Source organism: Lachnospira intestinalis (assembly GCF_040095895.1).
Taxonomy (GTDB): domain Bacteria; phylum Bacillota; class Clostridia; order Lachnospirales; family Lachnospiraceae; genus Lachnospira; species Lachnospira intestinalis.
Genome location: NZ_JBBMFS010000012.1, coordinates 24,990 through 47,041 on the forward strand (window position 1 = coordinate 24,990; position 22,052 = coordinate 47,041).

29 protein-coding genes are annotated in these 22,052 nt (G+C 39.5%); all 29 read left to right on the forward strand.

Annotated features, from left to right (window positions below):
- The first annotated feature begins 21 nt into the window (after nucleotides 1–21).
- The 29 genes from WMO37_RS12320 (at nucleotide 22) to WMO37_RS12460 (ending at nucleotide 21,877) form a co-directional block, all read left to right on the forward strand.
- Nucleotides 22–198, forward strand: coding sequence for a hypothetical protein (locus WMO37_RS12320; protein ID WP_166460160.1), 177 nt, complete (start codon nucleotides 22–24; stop codon nucleotides 196–198).
- A 58-nt stretch (nucleotides 199–256) separates the two neighbouring features.
- The gene (locus WMO37_RS12325) at nucleotides 257–514 is read left to right on the forward strand and encodes a sugar ABC transporter permease (RefSeq protein ID WP_349155146.1); all 258 of its coding nucleotides are present in this window, start codon (nucleotides 257–259) and stop codon (nucleotides 512–514) included.
- 542 nt (nucleotides 515–1,056) lie between these two features.
- Nucleotides 1,057–1,497 (forward strand): RNA polymerase sigma factor, encoded by a 441-nt coding sequence (locus tag WMO37_RS12330; RefSeq protein WP_018112814.1) that lies wholly within the window; start codon nucleotides 1,057–1,059, stop codon nucleotides 1,495–1,497.
- Nucleotides 1,478–1,735 carry a helix-turn-helix domain-containing protein gene (locus tag WMO37_RS12335; RefSeq protein ID WP_009905237.1) on the forward strand — a complete coding sequence of 86 codons (258 nt, stop codon included), beginning with the start codon at nucleotides 1,478–1,480 and terminating at the stop codon, nucleotides 1,733–1,735. Before WMO37_RS12330 ends, WMO37_RS12335 begins: the two co-directional genes overlap by 20 nt.
- A gap of 420 nt (nucleotides 1,736–2,155) precedes the next feature.
- Nucleotides 2,156–2,359: an excisionase gene (locus WMO37_RS12340; RefSeq protein WP_009905235.1), complete on the forward strand. Its 204-nt coding sequence runs from the start codon at nucleotides 2,156–2,158 to the stop codon at nucleotides 2,357–2,359.
- A 79-nt stretch (nucleotides 2,360–2,438) separates the two neighbouring features.
- Nucleotides 2,439–3,632 (forward strand): site-specific integrase, encoded by a 1,194-nt coding sequence (locus WMO37_RS12345; RefSeq protein WP_044477098.1) that lies wholly within the window; start codon nucleotides 2,439–2,441, stop codon nucleotides 3,630–3,632.
- A gap of 186 nt (nucleotides 3,633–3,818) precedes the next feature.
- Nucleotides 3,819–3,965, forward strand: a complete 147-nt coding sequence (locus tag WMO37_RS12350) for a hypothetical protein (protein ID WP_349155147.1) — start codon at nucleotides 3,819–3,821, stop codon at nucleotides 3,963–3,965.
- Nucleotides 3,966–3,980: 15 nt separating this feature from the next.
- Nucleotides 3,981–5,291 carry a GHKL domain-containing protein gene (locus WMO37_RS12355; protein ID WP_349155148.1) on the forward strand — a complete coding sequence of 437 codons (1,311 nt, stop codon included), beginning with the start codon at nucleotides 3,981–3,983 and terminating at the stop codon, nucleotides 5,289–5,291.
- Entirely contained in the window at nucleotides 5,284–5,949 is a 666-nt protein-coding gene (locus WMO37_RS12360; protein WP_022432628.1) for a DUF2712 domain-containing protein, read from the forward strand. The genes WMO37_RS12355 and WMO37_RS12360 overlap by 8 nt, the downstream gene beginning before the upstream one ends.
- Nucleotides 5,950–5,962: 13 nt before the next feature.
- Complete coding sequence (locus tag WMO37_RS12365; RefSeq protein WP_349155149.1) at nucleotides 5,963–6,766, forward strand: hypothetical protein; 804 nt, start codon at nucleotides 5,963–5,965, stop codon at nucleotides 6,764–6,766.
- A 22-nt stretch (nucleotides 6,767–6,788) separates the two neighbouring features.
- Nucleotides 6,789–7,595: a hypothetical protein gene (locus WMO37_RS12370; RefSeq protein WP_349155150.1), complete on the forward strand. Its 807-nt coding sequence runs from the start codon at nucleotides 6,789–6,791 to the stop codon at nucleotides 7,593–7,595.
- A gap of 19 nt (nucleotides 7,596–7,614) precedes the next feature.
- Entirely contained in the window at nucleotides 7,615–8,094 is a 480-nt protein-coding gene (locus WMO37_RS12375) for a DUF2712 domain-containing protein (protein ID WP_349155151.1), read from the forward strand.
- Nucleotides 8,091–8,663, forward strand: a complete 573-nt coding sequence (locus WMO37_RS12380; protein ID WP_227090347.1) for a hypothetical protein — start codon at nucleotides 8,091–8,093, stop codon at nucleotides 8,661–8,663. The genes WMO37_RS12375 and WMO37_RS12380 overlap by 4 nt, the downstream gene beginning before the upstream one ends.
- A 2-nt stretch (nucleotides 8,664–8,665) precedes the next feature.
- On the forward strand, nucleotides 8,666–9,493 hold the full coding sequence (locus WMO37_RS12385) for a hypothetical protein (protein WP_227090348.1): 828 nt from the start codon (nucleotides 8,666–8,668) through the stop codon (nucleotides 9,491–9,493).
- Nucleotides 9,494–9,542: 49 nt separating this feature from the next.
- Nucleotides 9,543–10,118, forward strand: coding sequence for a hypothetical protein (locus WMO37_RS12390; RefSeq protein WP_349155152.1), 576 nt, complete (start codon nucleotides 9,543–9,545; stop codon nucleotides 10,116–10,118).
- Nucleotides 10,115–10,942 (forward strand): ABC transporter permease, encoded by an 828-nt coding sequence (locus WMO37_RS12395; protein ID WP_349155153.1) that lies wholly within the window; start codon nucleotides 10,115–10,117, stop codon nucleotides 10,940–10,942. The genes WMO37_RS12390 and WMO37_RS12395 overlap by 4 nt, the downstream gene beginning before the upstream one ends.
- Nucleotides 10,943–11,704, forward strand: coding sequence for a hypothetical protein (locus WMO37_RS12400; protein ID WP_227090351.1), 762 nt, complete (start codon nucleotides 10,943–10,945; stop codon nucleotides 11,702–11,704).
- Between the two features lie 40 nt (nucleotides 11,705–11,744).
- Nucleotides 11,745–12,602 (forward strand): hypothetical protein, encoded by an 858-nt coding sequence (locus WMO37_RS12405; protein WP_022432637.1) that lies wholly within the window; start codon nucleotides 11,745–11,747, stop codon nucleotides 12,600–12,602.
- Nucleotides 12,603–12,637: 35 nt separating this feature from the next.
- Nucleotides 12,638–13,321, forward strand: coding sequence for an ATP-binding cassette domain-containing protein (locus WMO37_RS12410; RefSeq protein WP_349155154.1), 684 nt, complete (start codon nucleotides 12,638–12,640; stop codon nucleotides 13,319–13,321).
- Nucleotides 13,322–13,551: 230 nt separating this feature from the next.
- Entirely contained in the window at nucleotides 13,552–14,739 is a 1,188-nt protein-coding gene (locus WMO37_RS12415; protein ID WP_349155155.1) for a pyridoxal phosphate-dependent aminotransferase, read from the forward strand.
- 132 nt (nucleotides 14,740–14,871) lie between these two features.
- Nucleotides 14,872–15,093: a transposase gene (locus WMO37_RS12420; protein ID WP_227090354.1), complete on the forward strand. Its 222-nt coding sequence runs from the start codon at nucleotides 14,872–14,874 to the stop codon at nucleotides 15,091–15,093.
- 11 nt (nucleotides 15,094–15,104) lie between these two features.
- Nucleotides 15,105–15,584: a pyridoxamine 5'-phosphate oxidase family protein gene (locus tag WMO37_RS12425; protein ID WP_349155156.1), complete on the forward strand. Its 480-nt coding sequence runs from the start codon at nucleotides 15,105–15,107 to the stop codon at nucleotides 15,582–15,584.
- A 108-nt stretch (nucleotides 15,585–15,692) separates the two neighbouring features.
- Nucleotides 15,693–16,427: an acyl-[acyl-carrier-protein] thioesterase gene (locus WMO37_RS12430; protein ID WP_349155157.1), complete on the forward strand. Its 735-nt coding sequence runs from the start codon at nucleotides 15,693–15,695 to the stop codon at nucleotides 16,425–16,427.
- A gap of 117 nt (nucleotides 16,428–16,544) precedes the next feature.
- Complete coding sequence (dhaS, locus tag WMO37_RS12435) at nucleotides 16,545–17,096, forward strand: dihydroxyacetone kinase transcriptional activator DhaS (protein WP_022431186.1); 552 nt, start codon at nucleotides 16,545–16,547, stop codon at nucleotides 17,094–17,096.
- Nucleotides 17,097–17,325: 229 nt separating this feature from the next.
- On the forward strand, nucleotides 17,326–18,663 hold the full coding sequence (locus WMO37_RS12440) for a radical SAM protein (protein WP_022431187.1): 1,338 nt from the start codon (nucleotides 17,326–17,328) through the stop codon (nucleotides 18,661–18,663).
- 402 nt (nucleotides 18,664–19,065) lie between these two features.
- Nucleotides 19,066–19,767 (forward strand): LytR/AlgR family response regulator transcription factor, encoded by a 702-nt coding sequence (locus WMO37_RS12445; protein WP_349155158.1) that lies wholly within the window; start codon nucleotides 19,066–19,068, stop codon nucleotides 19,765–19,767.
- A 9-nt stretch (nucleotides 19,768–19,776) separates the two neighbouring features.
- Nucleotides 19,777–21,039, forward strand: coding sequence for a sensor histidine kinase (locus WMO37_RS12450; RefSeq protein ID WP_349155159.1), 1,263 nt, complete (start codon nucleotides 19,777–19,779; stop codon nucleotides 21,037–21,039).
- 123 nt (nucleotides 21,040–21,162) lie between these two features.
- Nucleotides 21,163–21,324: a cyclic lactone autoinducer peptide gene (locus WMO37_RS12455; RefSeq protein ID WP_349155160.1), complete on the forward strand. Its 162-nt coding sequence runs from the start codon at nucleotides 21,163–21,165 to the stop codon at nucleotides 21,322–21,324.
- Nucleotides 21,317–21,877, forward strand: a complete 561-nt coding sequence (locus WMO37_RS12460) for an accessory gene regulator B family protein (protein WP_349155161.1) — start codon at nucleotides 21,317–21,319, stop codon at nucleotides 21,875–21,877. Before WMO37_RS12455 ends, WMO37_RS12460 begins: the two co-directional genes overlap by 8 nt.
- Nucleotides 21,878–22,052: the final 175 nt, after the last annotated feature.

A 22,052-nucleotide genomic window follows, 5' to 3' on the forward strand; every position in this document is an offset into this window, starting at 1 on the left:
AATAATTATGGAGGTAAAGATATGATGTATAGGACAGAATTATTAGAAGAAATTACTATTGAAAATGCGACAGTGAAAATCAATGCCAAAATAGAGGAAATGGAAAAGGAAAGCTATCGCCTTGTCACAATGTCATTTTGGGGAACCGAAAGGGCTGTATTGGTTTTCAAAAAAGGATTAAAGGGCAGTTTGCTTTAATATGTAGCTATCTAAATAGAAAATTACTCATTCTAAATTAACATCGGAGGTATAACTTATGGAAAAGGAAACAACAGGAACTGTAATTTCAGTTACAAAACAATGGTGGTTAAAAGTAAATCGTAAACCTGTCCGTACCCATGCTATGGATGGTGCAGCTTTTCCACATATTATCAAGGTCAAATACACGATAGGCGTCAAAGATTACACCTGCCAAAAATGGATTGGCGCAGGAAACAAAACTCCTGACAAGGGAACAACGATTAAAGTTATCTATTGTGAAGATAAACCATCAAAAGCAAGAATTGAACTCTGATTCAAATAGCTTGATATGGTAGGTTTTATTCGGTGTGGAGTAACAAGTTTTGGTAATTTGGATTCCTCACTACTGAAAAAATAGTGTCTTTTATGCACACTTCCTAATTCTACGCTACGACAGCAAAAGAAAAAAAGCCGTCGTAGCGCAGACATATTTTCACGCGCATTTGAAGCGGTGGCTTTAATTTTTAGAGCCGCCGCTTCTTTTTGTCTACTGCTAACATAAATTAGCGGCATTTAGGAGGGCTGCCGCTATGGGGATTTCTTTGTTGCTATACAGCATACATAGGTTACATTCATTAAAAAAAGTATAGCTCCCCCACCGGACAAGTCCGACTATACAGATGAACTATCAAATCAATTAAATACTGCTGTTATTTCCTATGCGTCGGTCTGCGCCTTGCAGATGGGCGCATTTTGCATTTTACAGAAGATTTTTCAAAGAAATTTTCGCTTTCGTCCGGCGTTTAAAAAAGTCGTCTGTATTATCCCGCGAAAAGGGGAGGTACTACCGCCTTTCGGCAGAAAGGAGGTGATTACATGGAACCTAATCGCAGAGAATTTCAGAAGCAATGTGTCTTTCAAAGTTTCTGTAAACGGGTGCTACACAACGAAGCCTGTAACGCCCATGATGAAATCCGGCGACGCAGGAAACGGGAAGTTTCTTTTTGTGACCTTGCCTTGCATGAGGAACGGCAGCTTTACACTACGGATAAATATTTTCAAGCTGAAACAGCCGAGCCGACTTATCAAATGGCAGGAAAAGAAATAACCCCGAAGTTATTGCTTGAAGCAATACGCACCCTGCCGGAAGAAAAGAGAACTGCTATACTTCTGTACTATTTCGAGGGCATGACTGACGTGGAAATCGGAAAAATGTTCAATACGTCGCGCAGCACGATACAGTACAGACGGACAAGCTCTTTTGAACTGTTAAAGAAATATTTGGAGGAACACGCTGATGAATGGAACGAATGGTAATCAAAACGACTACCCGGAAAATGCCCTTGTTCCCTATCCCGTTATTTTGGCGGCGAGCAAAGGCGACCCGGACGCTATGAAAATGGTCTTGCAGCATTTCAGCGGCTACATAGCAAGTCTTTCCATGCGGAAGCTCTACGACGAGCGCGGCAATGTCTATTATGGCGTTGACGAGGATATTCGGGAACGGCTGCAAGCAAGACTGATGAGGGCTATCCTCACTTTTCGGGCTGAATAACCTACGCGATATTGGAACGCTTCTTTCCCCTTTTCCGTTCCATACCGCAAGACAGCCCCCTGCTCTTTGATAAAGAAAGCGGCGCAATAGAACGGCGACGCAGCATAAGGCAAATCGGATACGTTCCTTTTGTGCCGAGCCATGCGGCGGGTACGCCATGACCTTTCTCTTAACAGAAAAGCGAGCGAGAAATACCACACCGTAAAGCAGGGATAGCAGCCTGCGGGCGATAACGCACAGAATACATAATGATACTTCCTTACAGCCATAGTCCGAGCGTTAGAAGCGTCGCAGGCAATGGGTAGGGCTTCGGCAGACCGCCGGAGGGGTGCAAGTCCCATGAGGTTACGCTAATAGCCGTCCGATTAAAGCCTATGTTACAGATTGATTTTTGACCCATTAAGAAAGGGGGACGACAAATTGAACAATAACGACGTGCCGATTTGGGAAAAGTACACTCTTACCATAGAAGAAGCAGCAAAATATTTCCGTATCGGAGAAAGCAAGCTGCGGAAACTGGCAGAAGAAAATCCCGTCCCGGACTGGGTAATGATGAACGGAAACCGTATTCAGATTAAGCGTAAGCAGTTTGAAAAAATGATTGATACGGTGGACGCAATCTAATAGTGAAATCGAGCCTTGAATGTGGTACAATGTAGTCAAGCATATCAAGGCTCTTTCCATTATGGAAAGGAGCATAACGATGTCGGAAAAAAGACGGGATAATAAAAATCGTATTCTCCGCACCGGAGAGAGCCAGAGAAAAGACGGGAGATATGCCTACAAATATATAGATACCTTTGGGAAACCGCAGTTTGTTTATTCTTGGAAGTTAGTGCCTACGGACAAAACCCCGGCAGGAAAGCGCGACGATATAGCGTTGAGGGAAAAAGAGAAAGAAATCCAAAAAGACCTTGACGACGGTATCGACCATATCGGAAAGAAAATGACGGTCTGCCAACTCTACGCAAAGCAGATACGCCACCGGGCAAATGTGCGGCATGGTACAAAGCAGGGGCGAAAACAGCTCATGCGGATTTTGCAGGAGGATAAACTTGGAGCCTGCCGGATTGAAAATGTGAAGCTCTCCGACGCAAAGGAATGGGCGTTACGCATGAAAGAAAAAGGTTACGGCTTCAAGACTATCAACAACCACAAGCGTTCCTTAAAGGCTGCCTTTTACACAGCCATACAGGACGATTGTATTCGTAAAAATCCATTTGACTTCCAGTTGAACACAGTCCTTGAAGATGATACGGAACCAAAGGAACCTCTATCCCCTACGCAGGAAGCGGCTTTTCTGTCCTTTGTACAGCATGATAAAGTCTATCAGAAATACTACGACGAGATTATCATACTGTTAGGGACAGGGCTTCGCATTTCGGAACTCTGCGGACTGACGGAAGCTGACATTGACTTAGACAAACAGCTTATCAATGTAGACCACCAACTTTTGAAGATTGCAGATGTGGGCTACTATGTGGAAACGCCTAAGACGAAAAGCGGCAACCGGGTTATTCCTATGAGTGAAAAAGTGTTGGAAGCATTTCAACGGGTGCTAAATAAACGGAAATATGTACAGCCTGTTATTTTAGAGGGCTACACAAAGTTTCTGTTCCTTAACCGGAACGGCTTGCCAAAAGTGGCAGTCAACTATGAAAGTATGTTCCGGGGGCTTGTAAGGAAATACAACAAAACGCAAAAGGTCGCATTGCCAAAGGTAATGACACCGCACACCTTACGCCACACATTCTGCACCACGTTAGCAAATGCGGGAATGAACCCTAAAGCATTGCAATACATCATGGGACATTCCAACATCAATATGACGCTGAACTATTACGCACACACAACTTCCGAAACGTCAATAACCGAAATGAAGCGGCTGATTGCATAGTAGTAAATGGAGAATTTACTACTCCACATACTACTTTTGAACACAAAAACATACGGGGATATAAGAAGATTTGAGAGTATCTTCCACAATGAAAAATGCCGGAAAAGCCTGTAACAATAGGCTATACCGGCATATAAGAACTTTTGAAAAGATAGTCAAAAATTACTTTGTGATTTGAATAAAAATATGGCATATATTCATACGATTGATAAGGCGACGGTGTATTATGAAAATGTACACGGCATTGGATTAAACAGCGTTGATATAACAAGAAAATACAGGAAGTCTTTTGAAGAAAAATATGAGGCATACAGAAATAGAATTTACAGGTAAGAGCAGGCAGTAAAAATGGAAGCAATAGTGGGACTGGGTATAATTGAAGCATTTTCCTATGTGCTTTTGTATTATACATTTATACATTCTTTAAACAGATACGAAAGAAAAAAGGACAAAATATTTTATATTGCCGCAAGTCTGGCAGTGGTAGTCAGACTTGCAGCAATAGTACTGGATAAAGAAAAAACAGCGGTTTGCATGGATATTTATCTGCCATGTACCATTTTGCAGACAGTACTTTTGCTGGGTATGAATGTACAAACCAGCAATGTTTTTTGCAGACTAAGTTTGGGAATGAGTTATATTTTTTATGTATTTGCGGCAAGACAGGCGGCAGCTGTATTTTCGTATCAATTCGTCAAGTATTCATTGCATGACGAGCTGAATACACCCAGCAGAATGAAGATCATGACGTTGTCATTAACTTGTGTTGTAACGTGTATTTTAGAAATTATTTTAGTTTGCGCCGTATACGCTTTGATGAAAAAGAAAAAAATACAGTATGCCAGCACAACTATTTTTGGAGCAGAAGTGATGGTTTACTGTGCAGCATATATTTTCAGGCAGCAACAGCGCAGAATGGATATGAGTGCAGTGACAGCCGGTTTTATCTGGATTATAATTATTATCATAAGTCTGCTGTTCTTTGGATTTCAGTGCCAGTATAGCAGATTACAGGAATTATATGCGGAAAAACAGCAAATACAGCAGGAACTGGAAAATACAGAATATTTTTATGAAAAAATACAGCAGGGACAGGATACAATCCGGAATATCCGGCATGATATGAAAAACCGTCTGTCCGGCATATTGGCGGCAATGCAGAACGAGGGAGAAAACAGACAGCAAATTGAAGCAGAACTCCAGACCGCACTGGGACTGATTAGCAGCGTAAAAGAGGAGCGGTATTGTAATAATAATTATATCAATTCGATTTTAAGCTATAAACTGCAAAATATTGCATCGGATCAGATAGATGTATCTGTGAGAATGTTATATCCTGAAAAATTAAATATTGATTACGGGGATATGGGGGTGTTACTGGGAAATCTCATTGATAATGCCGTAGAAGCCTGTGAATATGTCAAAACAGAAAAACCGTATATCCACATTAAAGGATATGAAAATGCCCTGAAATGGTATCTTGAAATTGAAAACAGCAGAAGTCTGCATCAGCCGCTAAAAAATTCAATCAATCACGGAAGGGGAATCCGGAATGTAGAACAGGTATTGCAAAAATATCATGCAGAATTACGTATAAAAAAGAGTGAAACAAAATATAAAACAGAAATTGTATTTATGATTGGAATGCCACGTGAATGATGTTCGCGCGGCATTTTTTGTCATCCGTTACATGAAAACGGTCATCCGTTACATCGTCAGGTCAAAGGTATTTACAAAAAAATACGGCATGGTATTATCGGATTATAGGCAGGAAAGTAAGTATGCAGTGCCTATAAAAATAAAGCGGAAGGGGAAACCGCAGGAGGAGGAAAGCATGAGAAATGCAAAAGTTAAAAAGTCCAATAAGATATTGGCAGCAATTACAGCAGCGATGCTGGCAGTCACAATCGGGGGAACGGGGGTAACAGCATTTGCCAACAATAACAGTGATACCTATGAGTGTTTTTCATTTTCAGGGGAAAATACTTCACGTTCTGATTTTAGAAGAAAGGACGATACCAGTTCAAGCTGGTGCAACTGCTATGATTCAAGTAACAGTGAAGCGGGATTTTATATTCAGGTGTATGGAACGTCAGAACATAATAATACCTCCGGCAGTTACTGCGGACGCAGGTCATATTATTTTTCAGAAGACACTACCTGGTATATGTGGAATTTAGTATATGAAACGTATGGAGATTGTGATTATACGGCAGCATATCTGATTGCATCACCACAGGGGGCTATTTATGATGATTTTGACTGCTGGTGGAGTCCGGACAATGGCTCAGGTATTACCGGAGATGAACAGCGATAGGAGAAGAAAATTTATGAAAAAGCGAAGTATAGGAATACTTCTGCTGGGTCTGGCAGTCTGCACCTGCATTAGCGGGTGCGGCAGCCAGAGTATTGCAGATGTTAATGAAAAATCTATACAGGCAGAAGAAGAAACAGAAACAAAAGACGAAAAAAAAGATGTTGTAATTAAAAAACCGGAAGATTCAACAAAACCCTTACTTAGAGAACAGGCAGCACCGTTATCAAAGGGGAACCGGTTATTGTCAAGGAATGAAACTGCGACATACCGTGGAATAGAAATCACGGTAGTAGATGTGCTGGTGGCAGACAGTAAAGAGGAAGCAGGGCTTACAGAGGAAGAACTGGCATATTTTTCGGGAGAAAATGGCGGTGAAGATATTGATACAACACGAAAACACGAAAATTGGGAGTATACATGGCCGTTTGTTAGAATCCGTTTAAAAAATACGATGAATGAAGAACAGGATATATGTGCAGGGCAGCTGGAATTGTACAATGTTTATGATGATGGTGAATATAAAAAGGTTACAAAAGTATCGGAGGGATATTCAAAAGTGTATAATGCAGATTATAAGGGAACATCATTTGAAAATTTTGTATCGTTACAGCCGGGAGAAGAAAGAATCGTAACAGTAGCATATCTGGGAATGAGAAAGTATCAATCAAAAGGATATTCTTCTAGTGAAGGTGTTTTGTTTACAGATATCCCAACATTGGAAAATGTATACATGAAAACATATGCAATAGGAAATATTCAAGAGGAAGAGCCATTGATTTGTCTGAATATCAAGAATGGAAAAGTGGTAAATGAGTAGTAAAAAGAGGAGAGCGGATTATATGAAAAAGCGAAGTATAGGAATACTTCTGCTTGGTCTGACAGTCTGCACCTGCATTAGCGGGTGCAGCAGCCAGAGTATTGCAGATGTCAATGAAAAATCTATACAGGCAGAAGAAGAAACAGAAACGGAATATGCAAAAAAAGATGTTGTAATTAAAGAACCGGAAGAAAAAACACATTTATCGTTAAGAGAACAGGCAGCACCGTTATCAAAGGGAAATCGGTTATTGTCAAGGAATGAAACGGCGACATACCGTGGAATAGAAGTATCAGTGGTAGATGTGCTGTTAGCCGACAGTAAAGAGGAAGCAGGGCTTACCGAGGAAGAACTGGCATATTTTTCAGGTCAAAATGGGGGAGAAGATATTGATACAGTAAAGAAAAACGAAGACTGGGAGTATATATGGCCGTTTGTCAGAATCCGTTTAAAAAATACAACAAATGAAGAACAGGATATTAACGCGGGTCAGTTGGAATTGTACAATGTTTATGATGATGATGAATATGGAACAATTACAAAAGTATCAGAGGGATATTCAAAAGTTTACAATGCAGATTATGTTGGAACAAAGCATGGGAATTTTGCCTCGTTACAGCCGGGAGAAGAAAGAATTGTAACAGTAGCATATCTGGGACTGACAAAGTATCAATCAAAAGGATATTCTTCTAGCGAAGGTGTTTTATTTACAGATACTCCAACATTAGAAAATGTGTATATTAAAACATATGCAGTAGGGAATGTTCAAGAGGAAGAACCACTGATTTGTCTGAATATAAAGAACGGAAAAGTGGTAGATGAGCAGTAAAAGAGATAGGAGAATTAACATGAAGAAAAAAACAGGAAAAGTAAATCAAATTGCAACAGGTTTTGCGGCAGTGTTATTAGGGCTTATTGTAGCCGGCACAGGAACGAAAGTATTTGCTAATAACAATTCAGATACATACGAGTATTTTTCATTTTCAGGAGACAATACTGTTCATTCGGATTTTAGAAGAAAAGATGATACAACGTCCTCTTGGTGTAAATGTTTTAATGCCAGCAGTGACGAATCAGAATTTTATGTCACAGTATATGGAACAAGTGAACATAACAACACATCGGGCAGTTATTGTGGACGTAGGGCATATGTATTTGGAAAAAATAAAGAATGGTATATGTGGAATACGGTTTATGAAACATATGGAGATGACGCATATACAGCGGCATATTTAGCTGCATCGCCAAAGGGATTTGTTCAAGATGATTTTGAATGTTGGTGGAGTCCCGATAATGGTTCCGGTATATATGGAGATGAGGAGCGATGAAAAAATTTTGCAAAAACAAGAAAAAACACCTCATCTTCATCGGTCTGGCATTTGTCTTCCTGCTTGGAATTTTCAGATATATCGATTTGAATTCCCGTTTTCCCAAAGCACCAACCCAGGCATACGGACTGGGAGAGTGGATGCCGACAGGGAAAGCGGAAATATGTGCTGTTGAAGCAAAGATATTAAAAGGGGAGGAAATGGAGAAATATTATGAAGAAGAGTTCGGCGGGGAAAAAATAATCGGAATGAGTTATAAAGAGAGAGAAATCTTTATGAAGCTTAAAATAAGAAATGTAGGAGATGATACATTAAGGGTCAGCAGGCTGGTTCATCAAGTGCATTTTGAAGCGTATCCTGCCGGCTGTGCCAACGGAATAGATGAATACTATTTTCCAGTAGAACAGATTGAACCGCAGGAGGAAGCTGAAGGTGTGATTTCCATAGCGTTATCAAGAGGGGATGTAGACGATAAGGAGTATGACACATTTATAAAAAACAATACAATTCGTCTTGTGAAATCGGCATATCCGGTCATCAAAATGATTGAATTTAAGATAGGGGAATAAACGTGAAGAAACTAATTAAAATGGAATTTAAAAGAGTATTTCATTCCAAAATGTTTTATTTAAGTCTTGGAATTGGATTACTTATTACGACACTGCAATGGATAGAAGTGGGGCTTCCAATGGCGGTAAATATTGTTGACGGATATATTCCTTCGGAGGTAAGTACGCCGTATAGTGCATTTGAAAGTTTTTTCGGACTGGCAGGTCCACCGTTGGTCTATCGGCAGATTTATTATACGATTGCCCCGATTCTGGCGGTTATGGCACATGCGGTAACACTCTGTGGGGATAAAGCTTCAGGGTATGTTAAAAATCTGTATATCAGAAGTAAAAGACAGGATTATTACACAGCAAAGTATATTGTAAGCGGTATTGCAGGCGGAATTGCCGTAACCGCGCCGATTGCTGCGAACTTTTTATGGAATCTGATGATGCTCCCGGCGATAGAACCAATGGCTTCAATGGCAATCTATCCTTATGGAATCGGATTATGGTCAGATGTTTTGTATACGAATCCGTATTTATTTATTTTATTATACATACTGCTGATTTTTTTCTATCAGTTTATATTTGTGAATGTAGCATTGATTTTGTCAAGACGGGTGACAAACAGATTTTTGGTTGTGATACTTCCGTTTTTATTAAATTATTTTTTTCACATGCTGGTAGTCAATATACGAAAGTATCGTCTGAGTCCGATTGTGATATTTGATATGACGAATATCCGGTCATTGGAATTTCGGGAGGTATTTGCCGAGGGGGTATTATTAGTGGCAGTTACCAGTCTGCTGTATTTCTGGCAGGTAAAAAAAGACGAGGCATTATCGTAAGAGTCATTGAATTTGAAATAAAATAGGGGAAGAAATGTAGGAGGTGCGTATGAAAAAAAAGAAGTGGATTGGAATTGGCATAGTATTGGTGCTGGTGTTTGTGGTAATAGCCGCGGTAATCAACGTCAATAAAAGGTTTCCGCAGCGGACAAAAGAAGTGTATGCGCCGGGTGAATGGATGCCGCTGGATAACAGTGTGTCGGTTTGTGCGGATACGGCAAGAATTTTAGAGGGTGAGGAACTGGAAGCCTGTATGCGGGATGAATTCGGCGGACAGGATTTTCAGGTAAAAAAGAAAAAAGGTCGTGTACGGCAGCTTGTTATTAAGTTCAGAATTAAAAATACAGGGGATTCGGAAATTAATATCTGGCAGTATATGTTAAAGCTGGCAGTTAATTCATATCCGGACGGGTGGACCAATGGTTTAGGTACGCATTATGCGCAGGAGAATACGCTTGCCGCAGGAGAAGAATGTGAATGTTTGGCGGCCTATACAATCGGACTGGGAATGGTCAGTGACAGTGAATATCCGCGGTTTGTAAAGAATAATACATTCCAGATTGTGCAGGCGGTTTATCCGGTTCAGAGAATGATTGAATTTAAGATAGGGGAGGAAGGAACATGAAGGCAGTATTAAAAATAGAATTTCAAAGATTGTTCCGTTCGGTGACATTTTATATCAGCATGGGAATCGGATTGATATTGACGATGACACAGTTTGTAATGGTCGGTTTGCAGGAGTCCATGCACATTTTAGATGCGTACTCGCCCAAAGGCATATCGGAACCGTATGGGGTATTCAGCAGTTATTTCGGAATGGCAGGACCGCCGCTGGTGTACCGCCAGATTTATTATCTGATACTTCCGATACTGGCGGTATTTGCCTATGCAACGACATTTTGCGCAGACCATAATTCGGGATATGTTAAAAATCTGTATACAAGAACCAACAAGAAATATTATTATGCCGCAAAGTATATTGTAAGCTGTACCGCGGGCGGACTTGTGGCGACAATTCCGCTTGTTGTGAATCTGATTGCCAATATGATGGTGCTTCCGTCCTTAAAACCGGTGGCAGCGCTGGGGTGTTATGCAGGGAATGGAATTGCGCTGTGGGGAGATATTTTTTACACACACCCGTACATATTTATGGTATTGTATCTGATATTAATTTTTTTCTATCAGTTTATTTTTGTTTCCCTGGCATTGTTATTGTCAACATGGGTCAATAACCGCTTTTTAATAACATTGTTTCCGTTCTTACTGAACTATTTTTCATATATGATGCTTTCATTTATTAAAAAGGCGAAGTATAGTCCAATCATTATTATGGATATGACAAGAATCAATGCGTTAAGATTCGGACCGGTTGTATTGGAATGTGTGTGTCTGACAGTGCTTTTTGGCGGAGTGTATTTCTGGAGGCAGAAGAAAGATGAAGGGTTGTAGATGAAAGAGTTTTTAAAAGCAAATAAGGGGTGCGTTCTTGCGATTGCGCTGATAAGTCCGGTTGTGGTGGTATTTTTTGAATATATATTTTATTACCACATACAATACAGAACGGAAAATGTCAAATGCGTGTATGACATTATTGGTGCGGGCATGCAGACATGTCTGTATCAAATGGCGGTAATATTTATTCCGTTTACAATGGTTTATTTTTTTAAGGGCTGTTACCGGTACGGAATTATTATCCGGCAGACACAGTTAAAGCAGGTATGGCTGAAAATGTGTGTAAAGCTTACAAAGATTATTTTGGCGGTTTCCGTATATTTAACAGTGCTGATCTGTCTGATACCGTTTTGTTTTACGGATGTTATATGGAACTGGAGTGCGCAGACAAGCTATGTGTATATTTACGGCGGCGTGGATACGGTATATCATCCGTCTGTGATACTGGTGGCGGCAGGCTGCTTTACGGCGGTGTTTACGGCATTAATGATTGTGTGTGTATTGATGTTATTTTTCTGGTGGGTCTTTGAATCACCGGTCGGCGGATATATTGTCATGCTTTTGTATGCCGCAGAAGAAATGTACCGGGGCTTGGTTTTTAACGGCAGAGTTACCATGAATGCCGTTGTAATCAGCGAAAAGCATATCCGGGTGTTTTCAAATTTTATCTACCCGGTACTGGTGCTTGCGGGACTGTTGATGATCACTTACATTTTGTTCTGCAAAAAGGATTTGTTAAAAAAAGATATTTATAATTAGAAATGGAGATTAGTGTGATGCCTGCGGAAAGGAGATTGGAATGAAGCTGTTTATACAGGAAGTACAAATGGATATCAAACAGGGTATTTTATATAAATATCAGCGATATGTCATTGCTATTCTTTTAGGGTGCGTCCTGGCGATGTTTTATGTAACAACATGTTTTCATGCGCTGGACAGGGGAAAGATATCATCAATGAATTTTACGCTGGGCGATATGCTGTTGTATTTTTTCAGGGGAAAAGAAATATACAATCCGATAAACGGTGCAGAGTTTATGATTCCGACAGAATATATGATGTTACAGCTCTATCTTTCTTATATGATAGGGGATTACATTTTAAAAGACTTACTGGGGGTTGGAAAAAATATTCTCGTGCGGACACAGAAAAGAGTATTCTGGTGGCTGAGTAAATGTGTGTGGTGTGTCATCACAGTTATTGGATTTTATGCAGCAGTTTATCTTTCGGCGGTTCTTATCTGTATGATTACCGGCGGTTCACTGACAACGGCGCTTACACCGGAGATTGTACAGACGGTCTGTGGAATCCCGGCGGCGGTCAATGATGTACCGGTAGATTTACAGGTACTGCGGCATACCGTCTGCTGGCTTCCTTTGGTTACGTCTGTAGGAATGGCATTATTCCAGATGATGCTGGCGCTGGTTATCAGTCCGGTTATTGCATATATTGTAAATGTTGCACTGCTCACGGCAGCGGCATATTATACAGTACCGTTTTTGCAGGGAAATTCATTTATGATGTTAAGAAATGCCTGTTGTGTGGACGGGGGTGTCAATACAGGACTTTCGATAGGAATTTCTGTGGCAGTGGCGGTTATTTCGATTATTATCGGTAAGATTTATTTTGATAGAATGGATATTTTAAAAAAGAGATGATGCGGCAGATGGGATGCCGGAAATGGAGGAGCAGAATGAAAATTGAAATACAAAATTTATGCAAGACAATTAAAAAGGTGCCGATTTTACAGGATATTACGGTTACATTTGAAAGCGGAAAAATTTACGGATTAAAGGGTAAGAACGGTTCCGGTAAAACCATGCTGATGCGTGCCATATCGGGGCTGATTATTCCAAACAGCGGAACGATTAATATTGATGGTGAAATTCTCGGCAAGGATATTTCATTTCCGAGAAGTATCGGGATTTTAATTGAAAATCCGTCCTTTTTGGGAAATTATACAGGTTATAAGAATCTGGAAATGCTTGCTTCAATTCAAAATCGGATTGGTGAAGATGAAATCCGTGAAACACTGGCGGAGGTCGGACTCGACCCGGATGATAAGCGTACATACCGTAAATATTCTCTCGGTATGAAGCAAAGGCTTGGTATTGCAGCGGCAATTATGGAAAAGCCGGATATTGTGATTTTAGATGAGCCGATTAACGCCCTCGATGAATCCGGGGCTTTAAAGGTGCGGGAGATTTTGTGGAAGCTGCGTGATAACGGTTCAATCATTATTCTTGCCTGTCATGATGCAGAGGAGCTGAATCTCCTGTCTGATGAGATTTATCATATTGCCGAGGGAAAAATCACAGGACATGAAGTAGCGGAACACAATGAAAATACAGAAAATCAGAAAAAAGCAGAATCGTAGTAGATGTTGTATTAGTGAAAAAGTTGTATACATTTCATACCGGAAAGTGTTATAATCTCATGTATAATTATTACATGTATGGGGAGGTTTGTGTGAACAATCCTTAAATCAAAGATTGTTCACACAGATATTTGTGCCGCGGCAGCACAAATATCTTTTTATTGCAGAACTGAATTGCATCAGTTCGCGATTTCTCCGGCATTAAAATGTTCGCAGAAATGAGGATTAGTATGATAGTATCAGAGAAAATGTATGAACTTGGCAGTAAGCGTTCTGCTATCAGAGAATTATTTGAATACGGAAAAAAGAGAGCGGCGGAAATCGGCACGGAAAATGTTTATGATTTCAGCCTTGGTAATCCGACTGTTCCGGCACCGGAATGTGTCAATGAAACAATCCGGGAGCTGACAAAGGAATTAGACAGTGTACATCTGCACGGCTATACGTCTGCACAGGGCGATTTAGAAACCAGACAGGCAGTTGCAGACTATCTGAATAAAACGTATCAGACAGCATTTAAAGCCGATAATTTTTATATGACAATGGGAGCGGCTGCATCACTCTCACTGTGTTTTAAGGCACTTACAACGGATAGTGAAGACGAATTTATCACGATTGCACCGTTCTTCCCTGAATATCAGGTATTTGTGCAGGCGGCAGGCGCAAAGCTTACAATTGTACCGCCGGATACAAAGAATTTCCAGATTGATTTTGATGCGTTAGAAGCACGTTTAAATATACATACAAAAGGTGTAATTATTAATTCTCCAAACAATCCATCCGGTGCGGTTTATTCTGAGCAGACCATACAGAAGCTGGCAGAGCTGCTTACGAAAAAATCCAAGGAATTCGGAACACACATTTTTATTATTACGGATGAACCGTATCGTGAAATTGTATATGACGGTGTAGAAGTGCCATATGTCACAAAATATTATAATGATACACTGGTATGCTATTCTTACAGCAAATCCCTGTCACTTCCGGGTGAGCGAATTGGATTTGTGCTGGTGCCGGACGAAGCATACGAAAGTCGTGAAGTGTATGCGGCAATCTGCGGAGCGGGCAGGGCTTTAGGTTATGTATGTGCACCAAGTCTGTTCCAGAAAATGCTTGTGAAGTGTATCGGCAATACAGGTGATGTGAATCTGTATAAGAAGAACCGTGATTTATTGTATCAGGGACTGACGGAATTAGGATATGAGTGCTTTAAGCCGGACGGTGCATTTTATATGTTTGTAAAAGCGCTGGAAGACGATGCCGATGCTTTTTGTGAAAAGGCAAAGGAAGAAGATTTACTGCTTGTATCGGCAACGGATTTTGGTTGTCCGGGATTTGTAAGAATTTCGTACTGTGTGGATGAAGCAATGATTCAGCGCTCATTTAAGGCATTTGAAAAGCTGAAGGCACGGTATTAAAAATCTGTGCAGTTGTACAAGAAAAGTTGTCAAAAGGAACATATAATGGTCTCATAAATTAAGACACTTTTTCGGACAGATTTTAATGAATCTGATATACTACAATCAGTATGAAAGAGAGGATTCAAAATCATGTCCAGAAAAAGAAGAAATTTTAGCGCAAAATTCAAATCAGACCTTGTTATCGAACTGTTAAAGGGTGAGAAGGATATCAATACCCTGGCAGTTGAAAATAATATTCAGCCAAATCTGCTCCGAAATTGGAAGAAGGAATTTCTTGACAATGCGTCGGTTGTATTTGACGACAAGCGTGAGGAAAATCTTAAGGAAAAAAATCTTAATCGGAATTTGTGAGAGAAAAAAGGATGCGTAGAACACAAAATGAAATGAAAAGTATCGAAGAAATCTGTGCAGTATTAGACCAATGTAAGGTTTGCCGCCTTGCAATGAATCATGACGGATATCCGTATCTTGTACCGATGAATTTCGGATATGAAAGAGAAGGAAATAAAATCTATTTGTATTTTCACGGGGCAAATGCGGGAACGAAAAAAGAACTCATAGAAAAAGACGGCAGGGTTGCTTTTGAAATGGACGTCCATGAGGAAGCAAGGATCAGTTCTGTTGCCTGCAACAGTTACATGGATTATGAAAGTGTCTGCGGTACGGGAAATGCAGCAATTGCAGATGCTACACAAAAGCGGACATATTTGGAAAAAATCATGAGACATTACACAGATATTCCATTTGAAATGCTTGAAAAAGCCATTGAAAAGACAATGGTAATCCGCGTGGAAGTAGTAACGATTACGGGGAAATTCCATAGGACGGGGAAGGGGGAATAATAGTAGAAAAGCATAACATCATAGTCGCAAAAATTCCCCAATTATGTTATACTTTCTAAATGAAAATAATCAGCCGGACTGCGGTATGGCTGGGAAGTGGGGATTTGCATGAAGTATAAACACAACTACCAGATAGGTCTTGAAGACGTTGATATCAAAGGCAATGCAACGAACAGGGCATTGATGACAATGATGGAAGATATTGGAGGATTACATTCGGATTCGGTCGGATACGGACTGGATTCAGTGGAGCGGACCGGACAGGCGTGGGTTGTTTTGGACTGGAAAATTGAGATTATCAAGCGTCCGCATTACCGGGATGAAATCACGGCATACACATGGTCAAGAAATCACAATATCGCCTGTGCGTACAGGGATTTTGAATTGTTTGACACGCAGGGAGAAAAGCTTGCGCGGGCAACATCACGCTGGGTTTTGATTGACATTGTAAAGCGTAGACCTTTGCGGCTTACACAGGAATTGATTGAAAAATATCAGGGGGAGCCGCAGAGTCAGGCATTTGAAGAAGAGCTCGAAAATATGTCATATCCAAAAGATTTTTTTGATACGGAAAATGCAGTAAAACAACGCTATACAGTACTGCGCCGGGATATTGATTCCAATATGCATATGCACAACTTAGCCTATTTAGATGCCGCCGGAGAGCTTCTACCGCAGCAGATTTATGAAGAAGGCGAAAAGAATCATATCCGCATTTCATATAAGAAGGAAATTCTTTACGGAGAAGAAATTACCGGCGTGTATATCCAGCATGAAGACAGACACGTTGTCGGTTTTACAGATACCAATAAAGGTGTGCGTGCCATTGTAGAACTTTGGTAAATATCAGTATTAGCAGTATAGAACCTTTTATCGTACCAAATTCACAATTGAAAAGTGTGTCTGAATTGTATATAATATAATACAGTGCGAAAAAGAGGAAGGGGGGTTGTATCTGAAATGCCAGATTCTAATATTACCAAGAAAGCGCTTGCAATGGCAATGAAAGAATTAATGGAGCAGATACCGTTTTCTAAAATCAGTGTTTCCGACATTTGTGAAAAATGCGGCATGAACCGGAAAAGCTTTTACTATCATTTTAAAGATAAATATGATTTGGTGAACTGGATTTTTGATGTGGAATTTTTTCAGGCTGTCCATGTCCGGGACTACAATCTGCCAAACTGGTCGTGGCGTTTTTTGGAGGACAGCTGTCAGTATTTTTACGAAAACCAGTCATTTTACAGAAAGGCACTGCAGATTGAAGGGCAGAATTCTTTTGTAGAACATTTCAGGGAAACGTTAAAGCCATTGTTAAAAATGGTTGTAAAAAATATTCTGGCAGACCCGCAATATGAAGAATTCTGCATCAATTTTTATTCGGATGCATTTATTGCGGCGCTGGAGCGCTGGCTGTCGGAAAAAGAATGTACAGAGCCGGAATTATTTATTAAAATGTTGCAGTCGAGCATCGGCGCATTAATAAAATATGTAGAAACGGATAACGGGTAGCTGTTATCCGTTTTTTAAGTTCATTTTTACCCAATCCATTTAATTTTGAAATATGCTTGTGCCGGGAACGTTTATAGAAAAGCCACACATTTCCCAAAATGTCCCAAAATGTAACAATTTTTAAATTTGTCCTAAATTGTTACAAAAATGTCGTTGTGTCTAATGTAAATTGTTTCATTTCAAAGTAAAATTTAACGCATATCGAGACTGAAGAAATGGAGAGATTACTATGGCGAACAAATTACAAAAGGGAATGCAGGATTTTGGTATTAAACAGGCATTAAAATATCTGGAAAAAGACCCGGAAGAAAATATTCCAAAGTTGATGGAAATGGTTGACCGGTTTGCACCGCAGGGCTGGTACGAAGGACAGCGTAATATGATTCGTAAGGTAATACAGGAAAAAGGCAACTGGTATGAGTTGATTTTACGACTTTATGAATTAGACCCGGGTGTAAGAAAAGCGTTCTTCCAGAACTTTATTTTTAATGCAAGTTTGAACGGAAGTGCGTTACAGGACCAGCTTTCACAGGAAAATAACTGTAATATTCCGTGGGCAATTCTGCTTGATCCGACATCAGCCTGCAATCTGCATTGTACAGGATGCTGGGCTGCAGAGTACGGACATCAGTTGAATTTAAGCCTTGAAACGATTGATTCCATTGTAAAGCAGGGCAAAAAACTCGGTACTTATATGTACATTTACACCGGTGGTGAGCCGCTGGTTCGTAAACAGGATTTAATCAAGATTTGTGAAATGAACCCGGATTGTGAGTTCCTTTCATTTACAAACGGTACATTAATTGATGAAGAATTTTGTCAGGAAATGCTTCGTGTAAAGAATTTTGTACCGGCAATCAGTCTGGAAGGCTTTGAAGATGCCAATGACGGACGCCGTGGTGACGGTGTATTCCAGAAGGTTCAGCACGCAATGAAACTGTTAAAGTCCCACAAACTGCCGTTTGGTATTTCAACCTGCTACACAAGCAGGAATTTTGAAGATATCAGCAGCGAAGCTTTTTATGATATGATGATTGAAAGCGGCGCGTTATTTGTATGGTATTTCCATTATATGCCGGTTGGCAATTCCGCAGTGCCGGAATTACTGCCGACACCACAGCAGCGTGAGGAAATGTATAAGAGAATCCGTCATTTCCGTGAAACAAAGGCAATTTTCGGGATGGATTTCCAGAATGATGGTCAGTTTGTTGGCGGCTGTATTGCAGGCGGCAGACGGTACTTACATATCAATGCAAAGGGCGATGTAGAGCCATGTGTATTTATTCATTATTCAAATGTAAATATTCATGACTGCACACTGCTTGAAGCATTAAAGAGTCCGATTTTTCAGGCATATCATGACAACCAGCCGTTTAATGACAATCATTTGCGTCCATGTCCGATGCTTGAAAATCCGGAAAAACTCCGTCAGATGGTTAAAGAAACAGGCGCTGTCAACACCGATTATCAGGATATGGAATCCGTAGACCATTTGTGTGATAAATGCGAATCTTATGCGGAAAACTGGAAGCCGACAGCAGAACGTTTGTGGAATCAGAAGAAATAGAAGCAATAGAGCAAAGCCATAAAGAATAAAATAAAGAATTGCGTAATATGAAAAGACTGCCGCCGGAGCGTGAGGGATATATTGAATGCCTTCAATAAATCGGAAAGCGGCAGTCTGATTTTATATCTTTAATATATATGATAAGTTAAATATAAAAATTAAAAGAATTAAAAATTGCAAAGTACGTCATATATCTGCAAAGTAGGACATGACTATTGTATATCCGGTAACAAAATAGTAAAATAAAGAAAAAGTTCGTGATTTGCGGAGGAATAGTGCGAAAAATCACACTGATGTGCTGATTTTTCACACAGATGTTTGCTTCCGAACGAAAGCAAACACCTATGATAGCAGATGAGAAATCGCTTCTTCGCAAAAAGTCGCTCAGAAATGGAGATTAGCGTGTTTAATATTGCAGTTTGCGATGATATGAAAGAAATTACAGCACAGCTTGTTCAAATTGCGGAACAGCAGTCCATGAAACAGATACAGACAGTAAAGGGATTTTATTCCGGTGGACAGTTGATGGAATATATGGCAAAAAATAATGTGGATTTACTATTTTTGGATATTGAACTGGGGGATATGACAGGAATAGATATCAGCAGGAAAATCCGGAAAGAAGATCATAATGATACGATGCAGATTGTATATATGACTGGAAAAGAAGGATATGAGCGCGAATTGTTTGATTTTCAGCCGCTAAATTTTTTAGCAAAGCCGTTAAATGAAGCTAAAGTGCGTGAATGTATTGCAATGGCATATGGAAAATGGACTGTCCGTAAGCATAAATTTTATTATAGGAAATCTTATCAGGTTTATGCAGTCAGCGTTGGCAGAATTATTTCCTTTGAAACTGATAAAAGATATATTCTCATGACAACAACAGAGGGCGAAGAACGGTTCAGGGCAACAATGGAGCAGATAGAAGAACAGGTCAGACATCACGGATTTTTAAAGATAAATCAGGCGGTTATCCTCAATATGGAATATATCCGGCAGTTTCATAAAGACAGGATACAGATGAGTAACGGAAAGATATATTATACAAGCCGGAGTTATCAGAAAGAGGCGCAGAGAACGTATTTAAAATTTATGGATTAGGGACAGGATATGGGAACAGCAGGATATTTAATTACCAATATATTCAGAGTGTATTTAATATATCGGTTTTATAATATATTTTTTACCAAATATAAAATCAATAAGAAATGTGTATTTTTTGTATATCTGATATATTATGTAATAAATTCAATCGTATATATTCAAATTTGTGTACCGGTCGTTACGTTAGCGGTAAACATTGTCAGTTTAATGGCGGTTACATACATATATCAGGCAACATTCCGTAAAAGAATGTTTTATGTCATGGTACAGTTGGGTTTATCAATCTGTACAGAGGCAATAGCAGTGCTTGTATCGGTAAATGTCATGCCGGAGCTTACCAGTCAGAATATGGAAGATTACACGATGATTCAGTATTTTATTGCAAATATTTCCTGTTTTCCGATTGTACTTGGAACCGAGAAAATAAAACGGACCGGTCAGGGAGAAGAAATACCGGGAATGTATTGGGTATTGCTGCTGTTACTGCCTGTATTTTCAATTTATATTGCGGCGGTGCTTTGTATGCTGCCGGAAAAATATAATCTGATTACGGGTGTGAGTTTTGTATTGTTACTGTTGATGAATCTTATTGTTTTTTATCTATATGATGTATTGTCGCAGTTCATGGCTGAAAAGATAAAGGAAAATAAAATAGAAGAGCAGAACAGGAATTACGAACAGCAGCTTTACCATTATGAGGAGCTTTTTGAAAATACACGGGCATTAAGACATGATTTGAAAAATCATTTTGGGGTTATATACCTTTTGGCGGAACAAAATCAGGATAAAGAAGTCATAAACTATGTACAACGTTTTTTAGATATGTCCGATAACGGGGGGTATCGGATTTCAACGGGAAATGTATCATTGGATGCGCTGATTTCTTATAAATATGAAGAAGCTAAAAGACAGGGAATTTGTATAAATACAGAAGTTGCAATCGCAAAAAACACCCGGTGGAATGATGTCGATTTGTGTACCATTACCGGAAATTTACTGGATAATGCCATTCGGGCAGCCAAAGATATTGAAAATGCATCGATTGAATTTGTTATGCGCCAGCATGAAAATAAAATGGTCATAAAGGTGAAGAATCCATATCGCGGCGTTTTAAAGAGGAGGGAAGATGTATTTGAAACAACAAAACAGAATAAAAGTCGGCATGGAATCGGACTGGAGCATATTAAAAAAATTGTAGAACAATATCATGGGGTAATAGATTTTGATACGCAAAATGGGGAATTTGTTGTCAGATTAATTCTTTATTAATGTAAAAATTTTACCGAATAAACCAACATTTTGCAGAATAAACCAACATTGCTTGATTTTGAAAAATCCCATGTTAATGTAAGGATAGAAACAGGGGAAAGTAACAGAAAGGGGTAAGCAGTTATGAAAAAAGTGACAGAAGCAGTATTGACGGGAATTGCAAAAATTTCTAAGGAAACAGCGAAAAAGGACGCAAATTCCGCGTGTACTTTTTTAATGTATCAGCCACAGATACCGGAGACGGTTAAGCAGTTAAAAAAGTATCAGGGAAGTAAACGTGATTAGGGGAAAAACAGTTAGCGACATTTTGGTTGAATATGAGATTATTTTACCGGAAGAAAGGGAAATAGTAACTTACGGAATTAAGCAGACAGTTATATCATTAGGACATATTGCATTATTTCTGATAATTGGATTTGGAATGCATATGTTTTGTGAAACGGCAGTATTTCTAGTTACATTTTCAACAGTCAGGAGATATGCAGGGGGCTATCATGCAGACACAAGATTAAGATGTACGATATTGTCAACAGTATTCGTTACGATAAACCTGTTTTTAATACAAAATATTAAGATGAACAGTATATTTTGTATAGTACATCTATGTATCATGTGTGGCATGATTATTTGGTTATCACCGGTGCAGAATGGTAATAATCCGTTAAACGAACATGAAAAAAGGGCATATCGTTGCAAAAGCGCCGTATACAGTATCATAGGGGTGATACTGTCATGTCTTTTTGCATGGATGAAATTACCGTCATATAGATACAGTATCAATATGGCGATGATGAGCGTGTTCATTCTGCAAATGGTGGGAATGGTTAAGTATAGTTAAATGAAGGGGAGAAATGGATTTCGGTTTTGACAGTGCATACGCAAACTGCAATGCATGGGACGATGATGGTAATCACAGTGCAATTACGTTATATGAATAGAAAGAACTTTTAAATACAAAGGTGTTTTTTGTGGCTGTAAAATGAATATGGAATATGAGTTTTACAGCCATAAAG

Bases quoted from the DNA above. Each gene is read 5' to 3' on its own strand.
- WMO37_RS12375 (WP_349155151.1), top strand. From the start codon at position 7,615: ATGAAGAAAAAAACAGGAAAAGTAAATCAAATTGCAACAGGTTTTGCG.
- WMO37_RS12380 (WP_227090347.1), top strand. From the start codon at position 8,091: ATGAAAAAATTTTGCAAAAACAAGAAAAAACACCTCATCTTCATCGGT.
- WMO37_RS12425 (WP_349155156.1), top strand. From the start codon at position 15,105: ATGCGTAGAACACAAAATGAAATGAAAAGTATCGAAGAAATCTGTGCA.
- WMO37_RS12395 (WP_349155153.1), top strand. From the start codon at position 10,115: ATGAAGGCAGTATTAAAAATAGAATTTCAAAGATTGTTCCGTTCGGTG.
- WMO37_RS12410 (WP_349155154.1), top strand. From the start codon at position 12,638: ATGAAAATTGAAATACAAAATTTATGCAAGACAATTAAAAAGGTGCCG.
- WMO37_RS12405 (WP_022432637.1), top strand. From the start codon at position 11,745: ATGAAGCTGTTTATACAGGAAGTACAAATGGATATCAAACAGGGTATT.
- WMO37_RS12400 (WP_227090351.1), top strand. From the start codon at position 10,943: ATGAAAGAGTTTTTAAAAGCAAATAAGGGGTGCGTTCTTGCGATTGCG.
- WMO37_RS12320 (WP_166460160.1), top strand. From the start codon at position 22: ATGATGTATAGGACAGAATTATTAGAAGAAATTACTATTGAAAATGCG.
- dhaS (WP_022431186.1), top strand. From the start codon at position 16,545: ATGCCAGATTCTAATATTACCAAGAAAGCGCTTGCAATGGCAATGAAA.
- WMO37_RS12450 (WP_349155159.1), top strand. From the start codon at position 19,777: ATGGGAACAGCAGGATATTTAATTACCAATATATTCAGAGTGTATTTA.
- WMO37_RS12415 (WP_349155155.1), top strand. From the start codon at position 13,552: ATGATAGTATCAGAGAAAATGTATGAACTTGGCAGTAAGCGTTCTGCT.
- WMO37_RS12365 (WP_349155149.1), top strand. From the start codon at position 5,963: ATGAAAAAGCGAAGTATAGGAATACTTCTGCTGGGTCTGGCAGTCTGC.
- WMO37_RS12370 (WP_349155150.1), top strand. From the start codon at position 6,789: ATGAAAAAGCGAAGTATAGGAATACTTCTGCTTGGTCTGACAGTCTGC.
- WMO37_RS12350 (WP_349155147.1), top strand. From the start codon at position 3,819: ATGGCATATATTCATACGATTGATAAGGCGACGGTGTATTATGAAAAT.
- WMO37_RS12390 (WP_349155152.1), top strand. From the start codon at position 9,543: ATGAAAAAAAAGAAGTGGATTGGAATTGGCATAGTATTGGTGCTGGTG.
- WMO37_RS12430 (WP_349155157.1), top strand. From the start codon at position 15,693: ATGAAGTATAAACACAACTACCAGATAGGTCTTGAAGACGTTGATATC.
- WMO37_RS12355 (WP_349155148.1), top strand. From the start codon at position 3,981: ATGGAAGCAATAGTGGGACTGGGTATAATTGAAGCATTTTCCTATGTG.
- WMO37_RS12330 (WP_018112814.1), top strand. From the start codon at position 1,057: ATGGAACCTAATCGCAGAGAATTTCAGAAGCAATGTGTCTTTCAAAGT.
- WMO37_RS12455 (WP_349155160.1), top strand. From the start codon at position 21,163: ATGAAAAAAGTGACAGAAGCAGTATTGACGGGAATTGCAAAAATTTCT.
- WMO37_RS12420 (WP_227090354.1), top strand. From the start codon at position 14,872: ATGTCCAGAAAAAGAAGAAATTTTAGCGCAAAATTCAAATCAGACCTT.
- WMO37_RS12345 (WP_044477098.1), top strand. From the start codon at position 2,439: ATGTCGGAAAAAAGACGGGATAATAAAAATCGTATTCTCCGCACCGGA.
- WMO37_RS12325 (WP_349155146.1), top strand. From the start codon at position 257: ATGGAAAAGGAAACAACAGGAACTGTAATTTCAGTTACAAAACAATGG.
- WMO37_RS12440 (WP_022431187.1), top strand. From the start codon at position 17,326: ATGGCGAACAAATTACAAAAGGGAATGCAGGATTTTGGTATTAAACAG.
- WMO37_RS12335 (WP_009905237.1), top strand. From the start codon at position 1,478: ATGAATGGAACGAATGGTAATCAAAACGACTACCCGGAAAATGCCCTT.